Origin of the sequence: Streptomyces sp. NPDC020801 (assembly GCF_044334385.1) — a bacterium.
GTDB lineage: Bacteria > Actinomycetota > Actinomycetes > Streptomycetales > Streptomycetaceae > Streptomyces.
Genome location: NZ_JBIRST010000021.1, coordinates 114,235 through 131,880, shown reverse-complemented (window position 1 = coordinate 131,880; position 17,646 = coordinate 114,235). Strand labels below are relative to the sequence as shown.

16 protein-coding genes, 1 tRNA gene and 2 pseudogenes are annotated in these 17,646 nt (G+C 69.2%); 12 read left to right on the top strand and 7 right to left on the bottom strand.

The genetic code is table 11. The annotated features are described in order from the left end of the window. The first annotated feature begins 24 nt into the window (after positions 1-24). Both ACH4UM_RS33300 and ACH4UM_RS33295 read left to right on the top strand, forming a co-directional pair. Entirely contained in the window at positions 25-1,002 is a 978-nt protein-coding gene (locus ACH4UM_RS33300) for an ArsA family ATPase (protein ID WP_398187619.1), read from the top strand. Further along, positions 999-2,453 carry an ArsA family ATPase gene (locus tag ACH4UM_RS33295; RefSeq protein WP_398187616.1) on the top strand — a complete coding sequence of 485 codons (1,455 nt, stop codon included), beginning with the start codon at positions 999-1,001 and terminating at the stop codon, positions 2,451-2,453. The genes ACH4UM_RS33300 and ACH4UM_RS33295 overlap by 4 nt, the downstream gene beginning before the upstream one ends. A 90-nt stretch (positions 2,454-2,543) precedes the next feature. Here ACH4UM_RS33295 and wblA read toward each other — a convergent pair whose 3' ends face one another. Then, the gene (gene wblA / locus ACH4UM_RS33290) at positions 2,544-2,882 is read right to left on the bottom strand and encodes a transcriptional regulator WblA (protein ID WP_398187613.1); all 339 of its coding nucleotides are present in this window, start codon (positions 2,880-2,882) and stop codon (positions 2,544-2,546) included. Between the two features lie 493 nt (positions 2,883-3,375). Between wblA and ACH4UM_RS33285 the strand changes: the two genes are divergently transcribed. Further along, positions 3,376-5,694: a transglycosylase domain-containing protein gene (locus ACH4UM_RS33285; protein WP_398187610.1), complete on the top strand. Its 2,319-nt coding sequence runs from the start codon at positions 3,376-3,378 to the stop codon at positions 5,692-5,694. A 132-nt stretch (positions 5,695-5,826) separates the two neighbouring features. Here ACH4UM_RS33285 and ACH4UM_RS33280 read toward each other — a convergent pair whose 3' ends face one another. Next, positions 5,827-6,291, bottom strand: a complete 465-nt coding sequence (locus ACH4UM_RS33280) for a GatB/YqeY domain-containing protein (protein ID WP_398187607.1) — start codon at positions 6,289-6,291, stop codon at positions 5,827-5,829. A 126-nt stretch (positions 6,292-6,417) separates the two neighbouring features. Here ACH4UM_RS33280 and ACH4UM_RS33275 point away from each other — a divergent pair, with 126 nt between their 5' ends. The 3 genes from ACH4UM_RS33275 to ACH4UM_RS33265 all read left to right on the top strand — a co-directional run bounded on the left by ACH4UM_RS33275 (position 6,418) and on the right by ACH4UM_RS33265 (position 8,420). Further along, entirely contained in the window at positions 6,418-7,344 is a 927-nt protein-coding gene (locus ACH4UM_RS33275; RefSeq protein ID WP_398187604.1) for a metallophosphoesterase, read from the top strand. A gap of 174 nt (positions 7,345-7,518) precedes the next feature. Further along, on the top strand, positions 7,519-8,313 hold the full coding sequence (locus tag ACH4UM_RS33270; RefSeq protein WP_398187601.1) for a Pr6Pr family membrane protein: 795 nt from the start codon (positions 7,519-7,521) through the stop codon (positions 8,311-8,313). A 33-nt stretch (positions 8,314-8,346) separates the two neighbouring features. Beyond that, positions 8,347-8,420 (top strand) — tRNA-Pro (locus tag ACH4UM_RS33265). Positions 8,421-8,536: 116 nt separating this feature from the next. Here ACH4UM_RS33265 and ACH4UM_RS33260 read toward each other — a convergent pair. Both ACH4UM_RS33260 and ACH4UM_RS33255 read right to left on the bottom strand, forming a co-directional pair. After that, a pseudogene (locus tag ACH4UM_RS33260) lies at positions 8,537-9,098 on the bottom strand (LacI family transcriptional regulator); the annotation flags it as partial. 1,547 nt (positions 9,099-10,645) lie between these two features. Continuing rightward, positions 10,646-10,942, bottom strand: a complete 297-nt coding sequence (locus ACH4UM_RS33255) for a hypothetical protein (protein WP_398187599.1) — start codon at positions 10,940-10,942, stop codon at positions 10,646-10,648. A 567-nt stretch (positions 10,943-11,509) separates the two neighbouring features. Between ACH4UM_RS33255 and ACH4UM_RS33250 the strand changes: the two genes are divergently transcribed. After that, a complete protein-coding gene (locus ACH4UM_RS33250; protein ID WP_398187596.1) occupies positions 11,510-12,289 on the top strand; it encodes a pentapeptide repeat-containing protein in 780 nt (259 codons plus the stop codon). Positions 12,290-12,353: 64 nt separating this feature from the next. After that, on the top strand, positions 12,354-13,211 hold the full coding sequence (locus ACH4UM_RS33245) for a DUF4396 domain-containing protein (protein WP_398187593.1): 858 nt from the start codon (positions 12,354-12,356) through the stop codon (positions 13,209-13,211). A gap of 82 nt (positions 13,212-13,293) precedes the next feature. On the opposite strand, the pseudogene ACH4UM_RS33240 reads toward ACH4UM_RS33245, so the two are convergent. Continuing rightward, positions 13,294-13,580 (bottom strand): annotated as a pseudogene (locus ACH4UM_RS33240) (hypothetical protein); the annotation flags it as partial. Between the two features lie 155 nt (positions 13,581-13,735). Here ACH4UM_RS33240 and ACH4UM_RS33235 point away from each other — a divergent pair. The 4 genes from ACH4UM_RS33235 to ACH4UM_RS33220 all read left to right on the top strand — a co-directional run bounded on the left by ACH4UM_RS33235 (position 13,736) and on the right by ACH4UM_RS33220 (position 16,504). After that, complete coding sequence (locus ACH4UM_RS33235; RefSeq protein WP_398187590.1) at positions 13,736-14,272, top strand: DUF6448 family protein; 537 nt, start codon at positions 13,736-13,738, stop codon at positions 14,270-14,272. A gap of 69 nt (positions 14,273-14,341) precedes the next feature. Beyond that, complete coding sequence (locus tag ACH4UM_RS33230) at positions 14,342-14,710, top strand: aldo/keto reductase (RefSeq protein WP_398187587.1); 369 nt, start codon at positions 14,342-14,344, stop codon at positions 14,708-14,710. A 91-nt stretch (positions 14,711-14,801) separates the two neighbouring features. Continuing rightward, the gene (locus ACH4UM_RS33225; RefSeq protein WP_398187585.1) at positions 14,802-15,245 is read left to right on the top strand and encodes a hypothetical protein; all 444 of its coding nucleotides are present in this window, start codon (positions 14,802-14,804) and stop codon (positions 15,243-15,245) included. Between the two features lie 386 nt (positions 15,246-15,631). After that, positions 15,632-16,504 (top strand): hypothetical protein, encoded by an 873-nt coding sequence (locus ACH4UM_RS33220; protein WP_398187582.1) that lies wholly within the window; start codon positions 15,632-15,634, stop codon positions 16,502-16,504. Between the two features lie 76 nt (positions 16,505-16,580). Here ACH4UM_RS33220 and ACH4UM_RS33215 read toward each other — a convergent pair whose 3' ends face one another. Beyond that, positions 16,581-17,120 carry a hypothetical protein gene (locus tag ACH4UM_RS33215; protein ID WP_398187579.1) on the bottom strand — a complete coding sequence of 180 codons (540 nt, stop codon included), beginning with the start codon at positions 17,118-17,120 and terminating at the stop codon, positions 16,581-16,583. Continuing rightward, positions 17,104-17,595, bottom strand: coding sequence for an RNA polymerase sigma factor (locus ACH4UM_RS33210; protein WP_398187576.1), 492 nt, complete (start codon positions 17,593-17,595; stop codon positions 17,104-17,106). Before ACH4UM_RS33210 ends, ACH4UM_RS33215 begins: the two co-directional genes overlap by 17 nt. Positions 17,596-17,646: the final 51 nt, after the last annotated feature.

Here is a 17,646-nt window from a genome sequence, read left to right as displayed (position 1 = left end):
CGCGGACTGGTTAGGCTCGAAGGCGTGAGCAGGCTCCAGGTCGTCAGCGGCAAGGGCGGGACCGGCAAGACGACGGTCGCCGCCGCCCTCGCGCTGGCCCTGGCCACGGAGGGGAAGCGGACGCTCCTCGTCGAGGTCGAGGGTCGGCAGGGCATCGCACAGCTCTTCGAAACGGAGGCGCTGCCCTATGAGGAACGGAAGATCGCGGTCGCTCCCGGGGGCGGGGAGGTGTACGCACTCGCCATAGACCCCGAACTGGCGCTTCTGGACTACCTCCAGATGTTCTACAAGCTGGGCGGCGCCGGCCGGGCCCTGAAGAAGCTCGGCGCGATCGACTTCGCCACCACCATCGCCCCGGGCCTCAGGGACGTCCTGCTGACCGGCAAGGCGTGCGAGGCGGTGCGACGCAAGGACAAGGGCGGACGCTTCGTCTACGACTACGTGATCATGGACGCGCCGCCCACCGGACGCATCACCCGCTTCCTCAACGTCAACGACGAGGTGGCCGGGCTCGCCAAGATCGGCCCGATACACAATCAGGCACAGGCCGTGATGCGCGTGCTCAAGTCGGCCGAGACGGCCGTGCATCTGGTCACACTGCTGGAGGAGATGCCCGTCCAGGAGACCGTGGACGGCATCGCCGAACTGCGCACCGCCCGGCTGCCGGTGGGCCGCATCATCGTGAACATGGTGCGGCCGCAGGTGCTGGACGCGGCCGACCTGGAACTCGTACGGACCGTTCCGCGGACCGCGCTGGCCCGGTCGCTGTCCCTGGCCGGACTCGGCGGCGCGCGGCGCGGCGGGAACGCCGAGCGGCTGGTGGATCCGCTGCTGGCGCAGGCCGAGGAGTACTCCGAGCGGTACACGCTGGAACAGGAGCAGCGGTCCGTGCTGAGCGAGCTGGGTCTGCCGCTGCACGAACTGCCGATGCTCGCCGAGGGCATGGACCTGGCGGGCCTGTACGAACTGGCGACCGAGCTGCGGAAGCAGGGGATGTCATGAGCCCGGACCCGGCCTACGCCCAGGACACTGCGCGTTCCTCGGCCCACGCCCACGAGGCGTCGCGTGCGCACGACTCCGGCCGCCGGCTGGCACCCGCGCGCGTGCTCGGCGTCGACCCTCTGCTCGACGACCCCGACACGCGGATCGTGGTGTGCTGCGGCTCGGGCGGGGTCGGCAAGACGACGACGGCGGCGGCCCTCGGGCTGCGGGCCGCCGAGCGCGGCCGCAAGGTGGTCGTCCTGACCATCGACCCGGCCCGCCGGCTCGCCCAGTCCATGGGCATCGACTCGCTGGACAACGTCCCGCGCCGGGTGAAGGGCACCGAGGGCGACGGCGAACTGCACGCCATGATGCTCGACATGAAGCGCACCTTCGACGAGGTCGTCGAGGCGCACGCGGACCCCGAGCGGGCCGCCACGATCCTGGCGAACCCCTTCTACCAGTCGCTCTCGGCGGGCTTCGCGGGCACGCAGGAGTACATGGCGATGGAGAAGCTGGGCCAGTTGCGGGCCAAGGACGAGTGGGACCTCATCATCGTCGACACCCCGCCCTCGCGCTCGGCCCTGGACTTCCTGGACGCGCCCAAGCGGCTCGGCTCCTTCCTCGACGGCCGGCTGATCCGGCTGCTGACCGCCCCGGCGAAGCTGGGCGGGCGCGCGGGGATGAAGTTCCTGAACGTCGGGATGTCGATGATGACCGGCACGCTGGGCAAGCTGCTGGGCGGTCAGCTGCTCAAGGACGTCCAGACGTTCGTGGCCGCGATGGACACCACCTTCGGCGGTTTCCGTACGCGCGCGGACGCCACGTACAAGCTGCTCCAGGCACCTGGTACGGCGTTCCTGGTGGTCGCGGCCCCGGAGCGGGACGCGCTGCGCGAGGCCGCGTACTTCGTGGAGCGGCTGGCCGCCGAGAAGATGCCGCTGGCCGGTCTGGTACTCAATCGCGTCCACGGCAGCGGCGCCGGCCGGCTGTCGGCCGAGCGGGCGCTCGCCGCCGCGGAAAATCTTGAGGAGCCCCGCATTGTGGATCAGGGGGACGGGAAAGCTGGACTTCGTAACTCTCCCGAAACGTACGGCAGTTCAGAATCTCCCGCTTCTTCTTCCGCGTTCTCTCCCGATGCGCCCGCCTCTTCCGGTTCGTCCGCCTCTCCCGATTCTCCCGATTCTCCGGATTCCTCTTCCACGGCGGGGGCACCGGCGACCGATGGAGACTCCGATCCGGAGCCGTCCGTCGACCAGGTCACCGCGGGTCTGCTGAGGCTGCACGCCGAGCGTATGCAGCTGCTCTCCCGCGAGCAGCGCACGCGTGACCGCTTCACCGCGCTGCATCCCGAGGTGGCGGTGGCCGAAGTGGCCGCACTGCCCGGCGACGTACACGATCTCGCGGGGCTGCGGGACATCGGAAACCGCCTGGCGGACAACCGCCGGGAGCTGCCCGAGGCGAGCGCCTGACGCACGCGCGCCTCCCGGCCCTCCTGCCCGGAGCGCCATCGGACAACCCGGGCAGATCAGGCATATCGTCACAACCGGAATGGGCCGCCCTCAGCTCACCGCCGCGTAGCTCTCGTACACCTGGTCGTCGTCGAGAGACACCAGGCCCGTCCCGCGCTCGTACTCCATGCGCGCCGTCTCCAGCAGCCGGCGCCACGAGGTGACGGTCGGCCGCCGGCGCAGCAGTGCGCGGCGCTCCCGCTCCGTCATACCTCCCCACACGCCGAACTCGACACGGTTGTCGAGCGCGTCGGCGAGACATTCGGTGCGTACCGGGCATCCGGTACACACCGCCTTGGCCCTGTTCTGCGCTGCTCCCTGAACGAACAGTTCATCCGGATCGGTAGTGCGGCAGGCCGCCTGCGCACTCCAGTCGGTTACCCAGCCCATACCGGCGCCGTCCTCTCCCGAATCGAGGCTCCCCCACGGCGGCAGCGGCATATTCACCGCCGCCAGTTGAGGACGTTACGGAAGGCGGGCACAGCGCAACACCCCCAGCGGGCCCAATCTTGAATGGCCCGAACGGACTATGGGTTAGCCGCAGATCACCCGGGGGAGTGAGGTGACGACATATGCAACATTCCCGGCATATCGGGACAGTTCAGTTGCGCCACAAGGGACGCCAGGTGGCACACAAGGCGAATTCGGGCACGCATTCCACACACTTCGAATGCTTCCGATGCCTCCGACGCTCTCGCCGTCACACCGTCCGACCCGCCCCGACATCGCCCCGAGACCACCCCGGCCAAAAAATTCGAGAGGATCCGGAACGTTTCGAGATCGCCGCACGTATTGATACGTGGCCGCACGGCTGTGACAGTTGAGAGCAGCTTAGGCCAAGGCATATACGCGTGTCCCGCGAATGAGAACGTAGGCTGCCCTCATGCCAAAGAAGCGCTCGGGCGGTGGTCTGTCGCCAACGCAACAGGCCGCCAAGTTCCTCGGTGTCAGTGTGCTCGCGGGAGCGGTCCTGGCCGGCATCGCGCTGCCCGCGGCCGGTGTGCTGGGCCTGGCGGCCAAGGGATCGGTCCAGGGGTTCGACGACATCCCGGCCAACCTCAAACGTCCGCCGCTCAGTCAGCGCACCACGATCCTGGACGAACAGGGCCACCAGCTCGCCCAGGTCTACTCCCGCGACCGTACGGTGGTGGAGCTCAAGGACATCTCGCCGTACATGCAGAAGGCGATCGTCGCCATCGAGGACTCGCGCTTCTACCAGCACGGCGCGATCGACCTGAAGGGCGTGCTGCGGGCGCTCAACAAGAACGCACAGAGCGGCGGGGTCGCCCAGGGCGCCTCCACGCTCACCCAGCAGTACGTGAAGAACGTCTTCGTCGAGGAGGCCGGCGACGACCCGACGAAGGTCGCGCAGGCCACCCAGCAGACCCTCGGCCGCAAGATCAAGGAACTGAAGTACGCGATCCAGGTCGAGCAGCAGCTGGGCAAGAAGAAGATCCTCGAGAACTACCTGAACATCACCTTCTTCGGTGAGCAGGCCTACGGCGTCGAGGCCGCCGCCCAGCGCTACTTCTCCAAGCACGCCAAGGACCTGACGCTGCCGGAGGCGGCACTGCTGGCCGGCATCGTCCAGTCGCCGAGCCGCTACGACCCGGTCAACGACGAGGCGGAGGCCACCAAGCGGCGCAACACCGTGCTCCAGCGCATGGCCGAGGTGGGCAACATCTCGCAGGCGGAGGCCGACAGGGCCAAGAAGCAGCCGATCGTCCTGAAGGTCACCCAGCCGCGCAACGGCTGCATCACCGCGGTCAAGGGCGCCGGCTTCTTCTGCAAGTACGTCGAGCAGGTCTTCCTCAACGACCCGGTCTTCGGCAAGACCCGCGAGCGGCGGGCCAAGCTCTGGAACCAGGGCGGTCTGACCATCCGTACCACGCTGGACCCGCAGGCGCAGGCCTCCGTACAGGCCTCGCTCAAGCAGCACGTCTACCAGTCGGACCCGGTCGCGGCCGCGGCCGTGCTGGTCGAGCCGGGCACCGGCAAGGTCGTCGCGATGGGCCAGTCCAAGCCGTACGGCTACGGCAAGAACGAGACCGAGATCAACTACTCGGTCGGCAGCGACATGGGCGGCTCGAACTTCGGCTTCCCGACCGGTTCGACCTTCAAGCCCTTCGTGGCGGCCGCAGCGCTGGAGCAGGGCAAGCCGGCCACCCAGGAGTACTCCTCGCCGTACCAGATGGAGTACCCGAGCCCGGTCCAGACGTGCAGCGGCAAGCCGTGGACCAACCAGGAGCACGCCAAGGTCGAGAACGAGAGCAAGTCGGAACACGGCCCGTACGCCATGAAGGAGGCCATGGCGAAGTCGGTCAACACCTACTTCGTGCAGATGATCTCCGAGGTCGGCCTGTGCCCGGTGGTCGGCATGACCGACAAGCTGCACGTGGTGCAGGGCAACGGCGACAAGCTGCCCCAGGTGCCCGCGATCGCGCTGGGATCCAAGGGCATCTCCCCGCTGACGATGGCGACTGCGTACGCCGCCTTCGCCTCCCGGGGCATGTACTGCACGCCGGTCGCCATCGAGTCGATCAGGCAGAAGATCGGCGGCCAGGAGAAGTCGCTGGCCGTGCCGAGGTCGACCTGCTCGCGCGCCATGTCCGAGAAGACCGCGGACACCGTCAACACACTGCTGCAGGGCGTGGTCGACTCCGGTACGGGTCAGCAGGCCGGCCTCTCCGACTGCGACAACGCGGGTAAGACGGGTACGACGGACGAGCGCAAGAACGCGTGGTTCGTCGGGTACACGCCGAACATGGCGGGCGCGGTGTGGGTGGGCAGCGCCACCCAGAAGGTCCAGATGACCAACATCACCATCGGCGGTGTCTTCAACGCCCTGGTCTACGGCGGTCAGGTGCCCGGCCCGATCTGGCGGGACGCGATGACCGGCGCCCTCGCGGGCAAGCCCGCCCCCGCCTTCAACCTCGTCAACATCCCGGACGGCGGTGGCAAGGACAAGGGAAAAGGCCAGGGTCCGGGGACCGGAAACGGCACCACGGACGGGGGCACCGGTGACACAGGCGGCGGGAACGTCATCGGCGGCCTCATCGGCGGCCTGACCAACGGCGGCACCGACGCCGGGGCCACCAACGGCGGCACCTTCCCGACGCCGACCTTCTCCATCCCCCAGGGCTTCATCCAGGGCCAGAACGCCGGGACGAACGGGAACGGCAACGGGGGGCGGCGCGGCTGACGAGCCAGCCCGCCGGACCACGGCGAACCCGCCGCACCACGGCGAAGGGGCGCCGGCAGCTGGTCTGCCGTGCGCCCCTTCGCCGTACCCGGACCTCCCGCTCTTTGCGAGCGGTCCGGGCCGGAAGCCGGATCAGCCGGCCAGCAGCTTCTTGACCGCGGCGGCGACGCGGCCGCCCTCGGCCTGACCCGCGACCTTCGGGTTCACGATCTTCATGACCGCGCCCATGGCCCGCGGCCCCTCCGCGCCGGCCGCCCCGGCCTCCGCCACGGCGGCGGCCACGATCTCGTTCAGCTCCTCGTCCGACAGCTGCTTCGGCAGATACGCGGCGAGCACCTCGCCCTCCGCCTTCTCCCGCTCGGCCGACTCCGCGCGACCACCCTGTGCGAAGGCGTCGGCCGCCTCCCGGCGCTTCTTGGCCTCCTTGGTGATCACCTTGAGCACCTCGTCGTCGGAGAGCTCACGCTTCTCCTTGCCCGCGACCTCCTCCTTGGTGATCGCGGCGAGCGTCAGCCGGAGCGTCGAGGAGCGGAGCTCGTCGCGCTCCTTGATCGCGGCGTTGAGGTCTTCCTGCAGCTTCGACTTGAGCGTGGTCATGGGTCCGATTGTCGCAGGTACGGCGACGCGACCGCGCGCGGATTAACGGGCCACGCGCGCGTGTTGGCAGGGCGGTGGGACCCGGCTGATTTCCGCCGTACCGCACGGGCCTGACACGATGGACAGATGCGCGCGCGATACGGAGTACCCCTGGGCATCACGGCGGTCGCGACCGCCGGTCTCCTCTACTCGGCGGGCTTCGAGGCCCGCTCCTTCCGCCTGCGGCGGGTGACCGTCCCCGTCCTGCCCTCGGGCATGCGCTCCCTGCGGGTACTGCAGGTCTCCGACATCCACATGGTCGGTGGCCAGCGCAAGAAGCAGCGCTGGCTGCGCTCGCTGGCCGGCCTGCGCCCCGACTTCGTGATCAACACGGGCGACAACCTGTCCGACCCGGAGGGCGTACCGGAGGTCCTGGACGCGCTGGGCCCGCTGATGGAGTTCCCGGGGGCGTACGTCTTCGGCTCCAACGACTACTACGGCCCCAAGCTGCGCAACCCCGCCCGCTACCTGATGGAGAAGGCCAGCGGCCGCCACGGCCTGAACGGCAACGCGCCCGCCGTGGGAGTCGTCCACAACCCGTGGGAGGACCTGCGCGACGCCTTCGACGCGGCGGGCTGGCTCAACCTGACGAACACCCGCGGCGTGCTGAAGGCCGAGGGCGTCTCGGTGGAGCTGACGGGCCTGGACGACCCGCACATCAAGCGGGACCGCTATGCGCGGGTGGCCGGCGGCCCGTCCGGCTCGGCGGACTTCTCGATGGGCGTGGTCCACGCGCCGTACCTGCGGGTCCTGGACGCGTTCACGGCCGACGCCTACCCCCTGATCCTGGCCGGCCACACCCACGGCGGCCAGCTCTGCGTCCCCTTCTACGGGGCGCTGGTCACCAACTGCGACCTGGACACCGACCGCGTGAAGGGCCTGTCCACCCACGCCTCCGAGGGCCACACGTCCTACCTCCACGTCTCAGCCGGCTGCGGCACCAACCGCTACACCCCGGTCCGTTTCGCCTGCCCCCCGGAGGCGACGCTGCTGACGCTGGTGGGGCGGGAGTAGCCGGAGGGTGCAGGGGGGGTGGACCGGTGGAAGACGGCACGGCCGCCGCAGGCGGAGGCGGTGGCCGGACGACGGACGACGGACGACGGACGACGGACGACGGACGACGGACGACCGTAACTCACACGGCCCACCCGAATCGCCCCTTGTGCCCACCCTTCCTACCGTGAGGGCATGACCGCCCCGATACCCCCGGTCCCTCGGGACATACCGGACCTCCCCGCGATCCCGGGCATCACCGCGCCGATGCCCTCCGCCGTTCCGGCGACCGCCGTGGTGGCACCCGCGCGCCGCCCCTGGGCAGCGGTCTACCGTCTCCTGGTCGGCGCGGCCACAGCGGCCGCGGTGGCCGCGGACCTGATCGTGGGCCCTCCGGCCCGCGTCCTGAGTCACTTCGCGATCCAGAGCGGCATCCTGCTGGCACTGGTCCTCATGCTCTCCGCCCGCAGGGCATGGGCCGCCCGCCGTCCCCTGCCGTCGGCAGTGACCGGCGCGGCAGTGCTCTACGTCGCGATCACGGCCCTGGTCCACCACCTGCTCCTGGCCCGGACCTCCCCGCCGCTCTCGATCACGGGCGTCCCCGGCATCCACCCCCTCTGGCAGACGACAGCCGGCCAGACACTCCACACCGCGGCGCCCGTCGCCGCCCTCCTGGACTGGCTCCTGCTGACCGCCCCCGACGGCCTCCACCTGCGCCAGGCGGCCCCGTGGATGCTCTACCCGCTGGCCTACCTGGCCTTCTCCCTCACCCGAGGCGCACTGCTCCTCCAGGGCTCCCCCGACCGCTACCTGTACCCGTTCCTGAACGTGGACCAGCACGGCTACAAACACGTCCTCGGCAACGCCCTGCTGCTGGGCCTCTCCTTCTACACCCTGGCCATCCTCCTCGTGATCCTCGACCACGCCCGCCCGAACCCGGTCCGCCGCCGCACCAAAACCGGATTTCGTCTCCAGGCACCAGTGGGCTAAAGTAAGCGTCGTCGCCGCGACAAGCAGCGACATCGGGGTGTAGCGCAGCTTGGCAGCGCGCTTCGTTCGGGACGAAGAGGTCGTGGGTTCAAATCCCGCCACCCCGACAGTGAAACACCAGGTCAGGGCCAGTTCTCCTTCACGGGAGACTGGCCCTGACTCGTTCCTTGGGACCTCTGGGGAGTGAACGGGGAGAGGATCAAGGAAATCCACTCCCCGAGCGTCACCCCTGGCGCGCTCTCGGCAAGGCATTGAGCGCGCGCACCGGGGACCGGGGATGCATGGCCAACCGCGCCTGCAACGACTCCTCCCACTGCTCGGTCAGTGCATCCATGAGCCGATTCCTCATCCGCGCAGTGATGTGCGAGTAGGGCGCCTGCACCGAACCGTCCTCGTGCCCGAGGCGCTCATCCATGAGCTTGGGCGGGATTCCGAGCTCCTCCATGACCGTCTTGTGCGAGTGCCTGAGCCCATGCGGAGTAAGGCCTCGCGCGATCGGAAGCCAGCACGCGTCCGCCCTCAGAGGCATTCCGGCCGCGCGCCGGCACTCCCGGCCAGGGGTCAGCCATCACCGGCACAGGGCGTGCCTCCTGCGGGGCCTTCTTCGGGTACCAGCCCGTCGTGGCTGGCTGGAACAACCAGGTCGCAAATCCAGTCCACCGCCAGTGCGCCGCCGTCTCCGCTGACTGGCCCGCACGGACGTAACCGAGTTCCGCGATGGCTGTCTCCACCCTGGTTCGCGTCCGCTCCGCAACCTTGTCCGGCCGGTTCAGCACGTCGTGCACTTCACGGCAGGAGTGGCCCTCCGCTGTCGGCGGCGGCACCGGTGGTGTGGGCGCTGGGGAGGGTGCTGGGCTGAGACCGCGGTGCCGGGCAGCCCCCGACGACCGATGAGGCCGTAGCCGTTTTCGCGGAGAACGCGTACCGCTCGTACCGGGGCCATCCGCACCTGAACGAGTCCGTCATTTCCCCCGACCGACTCGGATCCCGTCAGGCATGCGGAGCGGCCGACAACTACACCGTCGGCGAGTTCGTCGCAAAGGGTGGCGGACCCGTTCGCCGTGAAACTGCTGCCCCAAGTGGTTGATCCTTCGGGTTTTCAGGTAATGCCTCGGTTGGCCGTGGCAAACACCAGAGGTCTTTCGGTGGTCATGGGAGTAATCAGAAGGGACCCCATGTTCGTACACGCAGGCCGCCTGGTCCGAACCGCACTGGTGACCATGGTTCTCACCGCTGCCGCTGCGGCACCCGCCCTGTCACTGAGCCCTGCGGCAACCCGTCCCGCTGACGCCGCGAACGTGGCAGCCGCAGCCCTGAAGGCTCCATCGCGGGGCGTGGCTGTCATTTACCGGATTCCGGGGCAACCGTATTACCGGGTCCACAATGCCCTCCTGCTCCAGGAGAGATCGGGTATGCGCCTCAAGATCGCTCACGTGGGAGTCTGGCCTCCTAACACGAAGAATCCCCCCGTCCAGGAGTTCTGGGTCTGCCGCCATCCCCAGAGTGCAACATGCCCAACACCGAAGAGGACGGATTGGGTACTCAACTCGTTCCACAGGTACGCGGGGCAACCATGCCCCTCCAGGGCAGGCGTGACGTATTGCCCTGGCCCCTTTATCGCCTACAAGTCGCCAGACGGCGTCCATAACGGCGCATTCGCGTGCTGGCGGCCGGCCGGCAGCACGTCATGCAGCAAGACATGGCCCGGGGACAACAAGATCTACCAGAGCCCTGGCACGCTCCTGGTCCTGCACTATGCAAATCCGCACCCCCCGCAAAATGCTCCCCAGACTAACCATGGCGCGTACGCGAACCAGCCGGGGCAGTTCAAGTTCGAATTGCACACCGTCCCCGGCCCGGTGTCGGCGCAGCGGATCTGCTACCTGCGCCATACTTGCTGACTCGAATCGGAGGACGCACACGCCACCGCCTTCGGTGAACCGACCGGTCACGGACTCCTCCTCGATGAAGATGGTCGGCGTCCGGTCGGCGTCCGTGAGGGGCCCGCCGCGAGGTGGTCCGCGGGGCCGGAGGCCGCCTCGCCCCCGCCCCTGTGGGGCCATAGGACGCGTCTCCAGCCCTCGTCGTCCTGACGGATCAGCCCTGGGGAGCGCGGGGAGTGGATCAAGAAAGCCGTACGGATCGCCACCCACGAGAACCAGCCCATACCAACTCCCCGACCTGCATCGGGACGAAGAGGTCGTGGGTTCAAATCCCGCCACCCCGACAGCTGAGAAGCAGTTCAGAGGGCCCTCACCGGATTGGTGAGGGCCCTCTGGCGTTGCTGAGTGTCAACGGTGTGACCATCGGTTCAGGAGTGCTTCCTGCGTGCCTATGGCCGCCGCGGATCGGCGCCGGAGATGCCGTCCACGACCGCAGCGCCGGTGTGGATCACGGGCCGCGTCTGCTTCCGGTAGACCTCCTCGGTCAGGGCCGTGACCGGAGTGCCCGACGAGCCGGGCGATCTTCTCCGGCGGACGGCCCGGTCGGAGAGCGGGGACACGAAACCGTGCCTCAGCTCCCTCGGGGTCCACTCGTCGGCGTTGATCCGCTCGACGTCCCTGAGCGCCTGACGGAAAGTGCGACGGAGGGCGCGACGGACCGTGGCGGCGTGGAGCGGTTTGCCCATGGCCGAGGAGAAGACGAGACCGTGTTCCTCCCACCTCTCGTCATCGGCGGGCGGATCCCAGCCCTGGTCCTGGAATCGCCGCCAAAGCGCTGTGACACGGCGCGCCGGCGGGGCAGCGTGCGAGGGGACTTTTGGGGCTTGACGTCTCCGCCCCCCGGAACGCCAAATCGGAGCGCACCGGTTCGAGCGGGGCAACGCCGACGTACAAGGGCGGACGTGGCTGAGACGATGTCCTGATTGGCGGTAGCTGCACGGACTGAGACGACCCCTCAGGTGGGACGCGCCGTCAATGGGAATCCCAAATTCCGGCCAGGCTCCGGAACGACACCCTGTGCAGGCCTTCCACTGCGTGCTGCGGCAAGCTTCGAGCTTCTCCCGGTGGAAGAGGTGAACGCGGTCGCGTCCAAGGCCGTGCGGCAGCCGAAGGATGCAGGTTGCGCCACAGAGCGACTCGCGTGCCGACGCCTTGACAAGGGTCCGTGCGCGTACGCACCGAAATCCAGATGTGCAGGCAAGGGGTGGATTCGCGTGCCCGCCTCCGGCCCATGGCAATGGCTCCTCATCGCCATGCTCCTCGTGCTCGGAATGCTCTTTGCGGTCGATGCCTGGAGGATGGCCATCCATCAGACGGAGAAGGGATCCAGAATCGGGGTCCTCTCGGCCATCGGTGGAGGTCTCATCACGGGTCTCTCGGTGGGGCTCGCGACTCTCAACTTGCAGATCGCGTTCGATGCTTCCGCGAAGTACGCGACGTGGAGAGCGGATGTCGAAGCCGCCGAGAGCATCCCGGGCTGCTCGCCGGGGAATCGTGACATCCATGGAATCAACTTCAGCGGAAATACTCTGCGTGATGCCGTCTTCACCAATGTCGACCTTCGCGGGGCCCAATTTCGGGACACCATCCTCAAAGGTGCAGTGTTCGACGGGGCTGACCTGCGAGGCGCCAACTTCGTGGGAGCGGACCTGGAGGCTTCGAGTCTGGGAAAAGCCTTCCGGGGCATTGGTGAATGCGCGCACGTGCTGGCCCAAGGGGATCGACCTCCGGATACTCGACGAAGTGGAGGTACGGGACTTCACAAACAGAGGAGGCGCCCTGATCACTGTGCAGCAGGACGTGAAGGAAGACGGAATCAAGGGTGGGGAGGTCGCTCCTCGTTGCCGTTTGGCGGAGCGATGACGCCGCGCGACGAGGCCGGCCGGCAGCGGCGTCCGGGGCACCGGCCGCCGGGCGTGCCGGCGTTCCGCCGGTGCACCGGTCGGCACGTCCACTGGGGTGAGAGCGACCGCACAGAAGTCGTGGCGAGGTGCGTCGGGCCGCCCCGGGAAGTACCCCGCGGAGCATCATGATCCATCGCGGAACACGGCGTCTCGGTTACCGAGCGGATGGTCGAGGGGGAAGCTGCATATGTGTGTGGCCGCCGGTGGTGTCAGCGGGACCACGGCTGACGCACTGATGTATGTCTGGTTCTTCCTGGTCGCCCTGTCCGTTGTCTACGTTGGGCTCGACGCGTTCACCAATAACCCCGAACTCACGGTGATGAAGTGGGGTTGGGTGCTGGTGACCCTCTACATCGGCCCCATCGGCGCCGCGCTCTATGTGCTCTCGTGCAAGGAACCCCGGCCAGGAGACCACGAACGGTTTGTGACACCGCTGTGGAAACAGGCTTTCGGATCCACCATCCACTGCGTGGCCGGCGATGCCACCGGCATCATGATGGCGGCAGTGATCGCTTCGGTGATCGGTCTTCCTCCCTGGGGCGACAGCCTGCTCGAGTACATCGTGGGTTTCGGCTTCGGGCTGCTCGTCTTCCAGGCCTTGTTCATGCGCGACATGCTCGGCGGAAGCTACCTCGGAGCCGTGCGTTCCACGGTGTTCGCGGAGTGGCTGTCGATGAACTGCGTGATGGGCGCCATGGTGGCCGTGCTCGTGATCATCCGGAGCCACGTGCCGGGCACCGACGACACCGCCGGTGTCGGCTTCTGGGCCACGTTCTCCCTCGCCGTCCTGGCCGGGCTCGCCTTCGCCTATCCCGTCAACGTCTGGCTGGTGAGCAACCACCTGAAGCACGGGATGGGGACGGTACGGGTACTTGGAAAGGGCGGCGAGGCGGTTCACGGGCCGACGGCCGCGGCAACCTCCGCCGGTACCGGAATGGCCATGCCGCAAACCGGGGTGACCGGAGAGCAGAAGGCCGCCATGGCGACGCTGACCGTCGTCTTCCTCGCATCCGGTGTGCTCCTGGCCGCGGTCTTCGGACGTCTCGGCTGACGTCGGCGGCGGCATCCCCGAGGTCCGGCGCGGACACCGGGCGGACCGGCGCGCGGCGGGGCAGTGCAGCCTGCCGTCGAGCTCCGGTCCGCCGTACGTCCCGTTTCACGGAGACGATCACGGCGGAGACGGCGGCGGTCACGGCGAGGCTCCCCATCATGACCATCCCCACGCCGACCACGAAGAGGCCGCCGGAGTCGTCCCACCAGTCGTAATAGGCGGCACCGTCAGGCCAGCGGTGGTGCCGAGCACAGCGCCCGCGATGGAGCGCCGCGATGCCGCCCGGTACACCGGTGCCGGCAGAGTCACCGCCAGTCCGATCACCTGCCACCCCTCGTACGGGCCGGTCGTCGTGCGATCAGGTTGCAAGACCGTGATCTCAACGGCAGATGCCCTTGGCGCGGCTCGCTGTCGGTCGGCGGTGGCGCCCCGGGCCGGGGTGAGGGTCGCCGTGCCGGGGGAGCGATCTCGCGTTGCCGGGGGCATCTCGCCGCCCGCATCCTGGAGGGAGGAGGTGATGCGCGATGCCACCGCACTGCGACTCCCTCGACGGCCCCGTCGTCACGGCCGCGCGCGAGGCTCTGGCGAAGCAGGACATCGATCTTGTCCTCCCCTATGTGCAGGAGGAGGGGGAGAGGGAAATCCGTGACGCGTTCCGTCTGGCCGTCGCGGCGCGAGCGCTCGGCCCCACGGGGCGCGAGGTGGCCGACCGCTGGTTCTTCGAGACGGTGGTCCGTGTGCACCGGGCCGGAGAGGGCGCTCCCTTCACGGGGCTCAAGCCGGCCGGACTCGACATCGGGCCGGTGATCCCGGTGGCCGCGCGTGCCGTTGAAACCGGCTCCGCGGACGAACTGGCCCGACTGCTCTGCGGCATGGTCCGGGAACAGGTGGAGGATCGTCACACGCGTGCCATGGCGTTCAAGGAACGTGCCGCTGACGGAGTGGGTGCCGCACGCGAGTACGTGGAGGCCGCGCTCGGCCTGCAGGTGTGGGCCCATCACCTCCACCAGCAGGCGACGGCCGCCCCGCACGGCGAAGCCGGCGGCCACGGGCGGAGCTGAGAGCGCCGCGGACCGGGTTTCCGGCGGTGCGCGCGGCATGGTGCCGGGGCTCTCGCCTACGGCTGGTCCTTGGAGCAGGGCATCGCGTTCGTGCCGTTCGCGCCGCTCGGGCGGGGCTTCCGCACCGGGCGGTTCTCGTCCTTCGACGACCTGCCCGAGGGCGACTTGCGGCGCCGGCTGCCGTGCTTCCAGCGCGACGCGCTGCGTGCCAACCTGGCCATCGTCGGCCGGGTGCGGGAGATCGCCGGGCGGGGGGCCACCCCGGCGCAGGTGGCACTGGCCTGGTTGCTGGACCAGGGCCGGTACGTGGTGCCCGTCCCCGGGACCAGGGCCCCGACGCACCTGGCGGACACCGCCGGTGCGGCGGACGTCAAGCTCAGCGCGGCGGACCTCGCCGACCTCGACGCCCTGCCGGCACCGGAGGGCGGCCGCTACTGAGCCGCCATGCACCTCATGCCCGGCTGGATCGATCGCCGGCCATGTCGCCGAACTCGGCACCACGCGGAGCCGTAGCCGTAGCGGTAGCCGGATGCCCTGGCCGCCGCGCGATGCCCTGGCCGCCGCGCGATGTCCTGGCCGCCGCGCGATGCCCTGGCCGCCGCGCGATGTCCTGGCCGCCGCTGCCCGAGCGAGTGCCGCCCAATGCCGGAGCGAGCCGCCGTACGACCCCGAGGGGGCCGGTGGCTATGTCGACGGCTGCGAAGTCTCCCCGATGCACTCCCGGCTCGCCCAGCGCGCCCAGCAGGCTCTGCGCCTGCCGCTGGTCGGCTTCGGCCTGATCCTGTGTGAGGGCCGGCCCATCATCGTGGACGAGATCACCTTCCCCGGCCTCCACCCCGATCTGTTCGCTGCCGCGGGGCGGTCGCTCGGCCACGAACTCTTCGCTCTGGTAAGCGACTTGGTCAGGGAACATCCCGCCGTGCTCGCCGGTGCCCGCCAGGACCGGACGACGGTCTGGACGGATGCGGGCTGAGTCCACACCGCCCGCTCGGACATCGCACCCCGCCTCGCACCTTTGTTCCGGACGCTTCCTGTACCGCCGGGTTCGTACTTCGGGATGTGAATTCAGCGGATATCTCGGGAGATACGGTCGCCCTGTCGTCGCGGCTTCAGGGGCACACCGCACCGCGTGAACACAATGCGCCCGGCTGCCGTAAATCCTAGAACCGAAGGTTTTCCATGCGCGCCGGAGCGCCGGTGGCCGCAATGCGAGGTGACGACTGCGTGACGGCGCACAATAAACGCGCGACGCCGTGCGCTGCGGCGGTACCGAAAGTTGCGGACGTTCAGGATGCGTTCAGGTTGACCTGGTCCGGGTCGAACAGGAATTGAAACCCCCCATACGCACAGGAGTACCCTTTGCCGTCGACGAAATCCGCGATGAAGAAGCTGCCCGAGGTCACTCTGGCATTCTGGATCATGAAGATCGCCGCGACAACGCTGGGCGAGACAGCCGGCGACCTGTTCGCCCAGACCCTCAAACTCGGCTATTTCGTCACCACGATCGCCCTCTTCCTGATCTTCGTTGTGACGTTGATCGTCCAGCTCCGGTCCAGCCGCTACAACCCCTTCTTCTACTGGACCGTGATCCTGTCGACCAGCATGGCCGGCACCACGATGTCCGACTTCATGAACCGCGACGCCAGCACCAAGTACCTCTCGAGCGGCGCCACCTCGCTCGGCTGGGGCCCCCAGGGCCTCGGCCTCGGCTACCCCGCCGGCGCGGCGATCCTGATCTCGATGCTGCTCGTGATCTTCGCGGTGTGGAAGATGTCCGGGATGACGTTCCAGATCCGCGACATCGTCAGCTTCCGCGGCGAGGCGCTGTTCTGGTCGGCGATCCTCGTCTCCAACACGCTCGGCACCTCCATGGGCGACTTCCTCTCCGACAGCTCGGGGCTCGGCTTTCTGGGCGGAGCGCTGCTCGTGGCCGGACTCCTGGGGGTACTCGTCGCACTGATGAAGGTGCCCGCGGTGTCGAACGTGCTGCTGTTCTGGATCGCCTTCGTCCTGACCCGCCCGCTCGGCGCAACCGCCGGCGACTTCCTCACCAAGCCGGTCGCCAAGGGCGGCCTCGACCTGGGGACCGCGGGCTCGTCGGCCGTCCTGCTCGCCGTCCTGTTCGGTCTGATGGCCCACGCCCACCTCCAGGAGCGCCGGAACGCCGGGCCGAACCTCGAGATCGAGGGTCCGGAGGCCGAGGCGGTGCGCCAGGGAGCCGGCCGCCGATAGGCCGAGCCGGGGCCCTCGTCGGCCCGGACCACGGCCGCCTCACTCGCTGACGGGCGCGCGGACGAATCCGGGATCGTCAAGGTGTGGCGGCCACCCCGGCGGGCCCGGTGCGTTCCGGCGACGGGGTGCTTGGTGCCGGCGTCGTCGCGGCCGGACTCGGTGTCGCCCCGGGGGCCCGGGGGGAGACTGCTCCCCGGCCCTCCGGGATCGCGGAGGGGTTGGTTCGCGGGGATCGCGGGGCTCGGCCGGAGGGTGTTGCGGGGGTGGGGTACGCCGATGCCGGGGGCGTGGCGGACGGCGGCGAGGACGGAGGCGGGGAGGCCGGCGTCGAGGGCCGCGGGGCCTGGCCGCTCACCGGGGGCGGGGCGAGCGGGGGCGCGGGGTCGACAGGGGCCGCCAGGTGGAAAGGAAGCGCGATCAGGGCCGCGGCGGCGCAGGCCAGGGCAGCGCCGGCCGCGGTGCGGAGCAGGCGGCGGCGGGCCGCGGTGCGGCGGATCGTCTCGTAGGTACCGGGGGGCGGGGCCAGGTGGTCGGGGGCCGGGGGGCGCAGGATCACGGCCAGGGGGTCCTGCGGCTCCGGATCGAACTCCGCGGTGCCGTCAGCGCGTGCGGTCAAGGCTTCTCCTCAGGTGGGCGCGGAGCAGTTCCCGGGCCGCGTGCAGGTCGGCCTTGACGGTTCCTTCCTTGCGTCCGGTCAGCACGGACACCTCCCGGATCGGCATGTCGGCGTAGTAGTGGAGGAGGATCGGGACACGGAGTCGATCCGGCAGCGACTGCACCAGCAGGCGTACCGACGGGTCCGCCTGTTCGGTGTGCGGGCGGACGGCGGCCTCCGCGGTGGCACGGCGCATCGCCCGGCGCTCGCGCTCCAGCTTTCGCCAGTGGTCCCGGACGAGGTTGGCCGCGGTGACGTAGAGGAAACCGCGGGGTTCCTCCACCGACGTCCAGCGGGCCCAGAGCCGGGTGAACGCCTCCGAGGCGATCTCGTGGGCCGTCTCGTCGTCGTCGACGAGCCGGCGGCACCAGCCGGCGAGGCGCGGGTACAGGCCGGCGAACAGCTCCGACGCCGCCTTGTCGCGTGACCGTTTCAACGCTCTCCAGGCTCCGGGAAAGGGCACTTGTGGGTGAGGATGCCGGGCCGG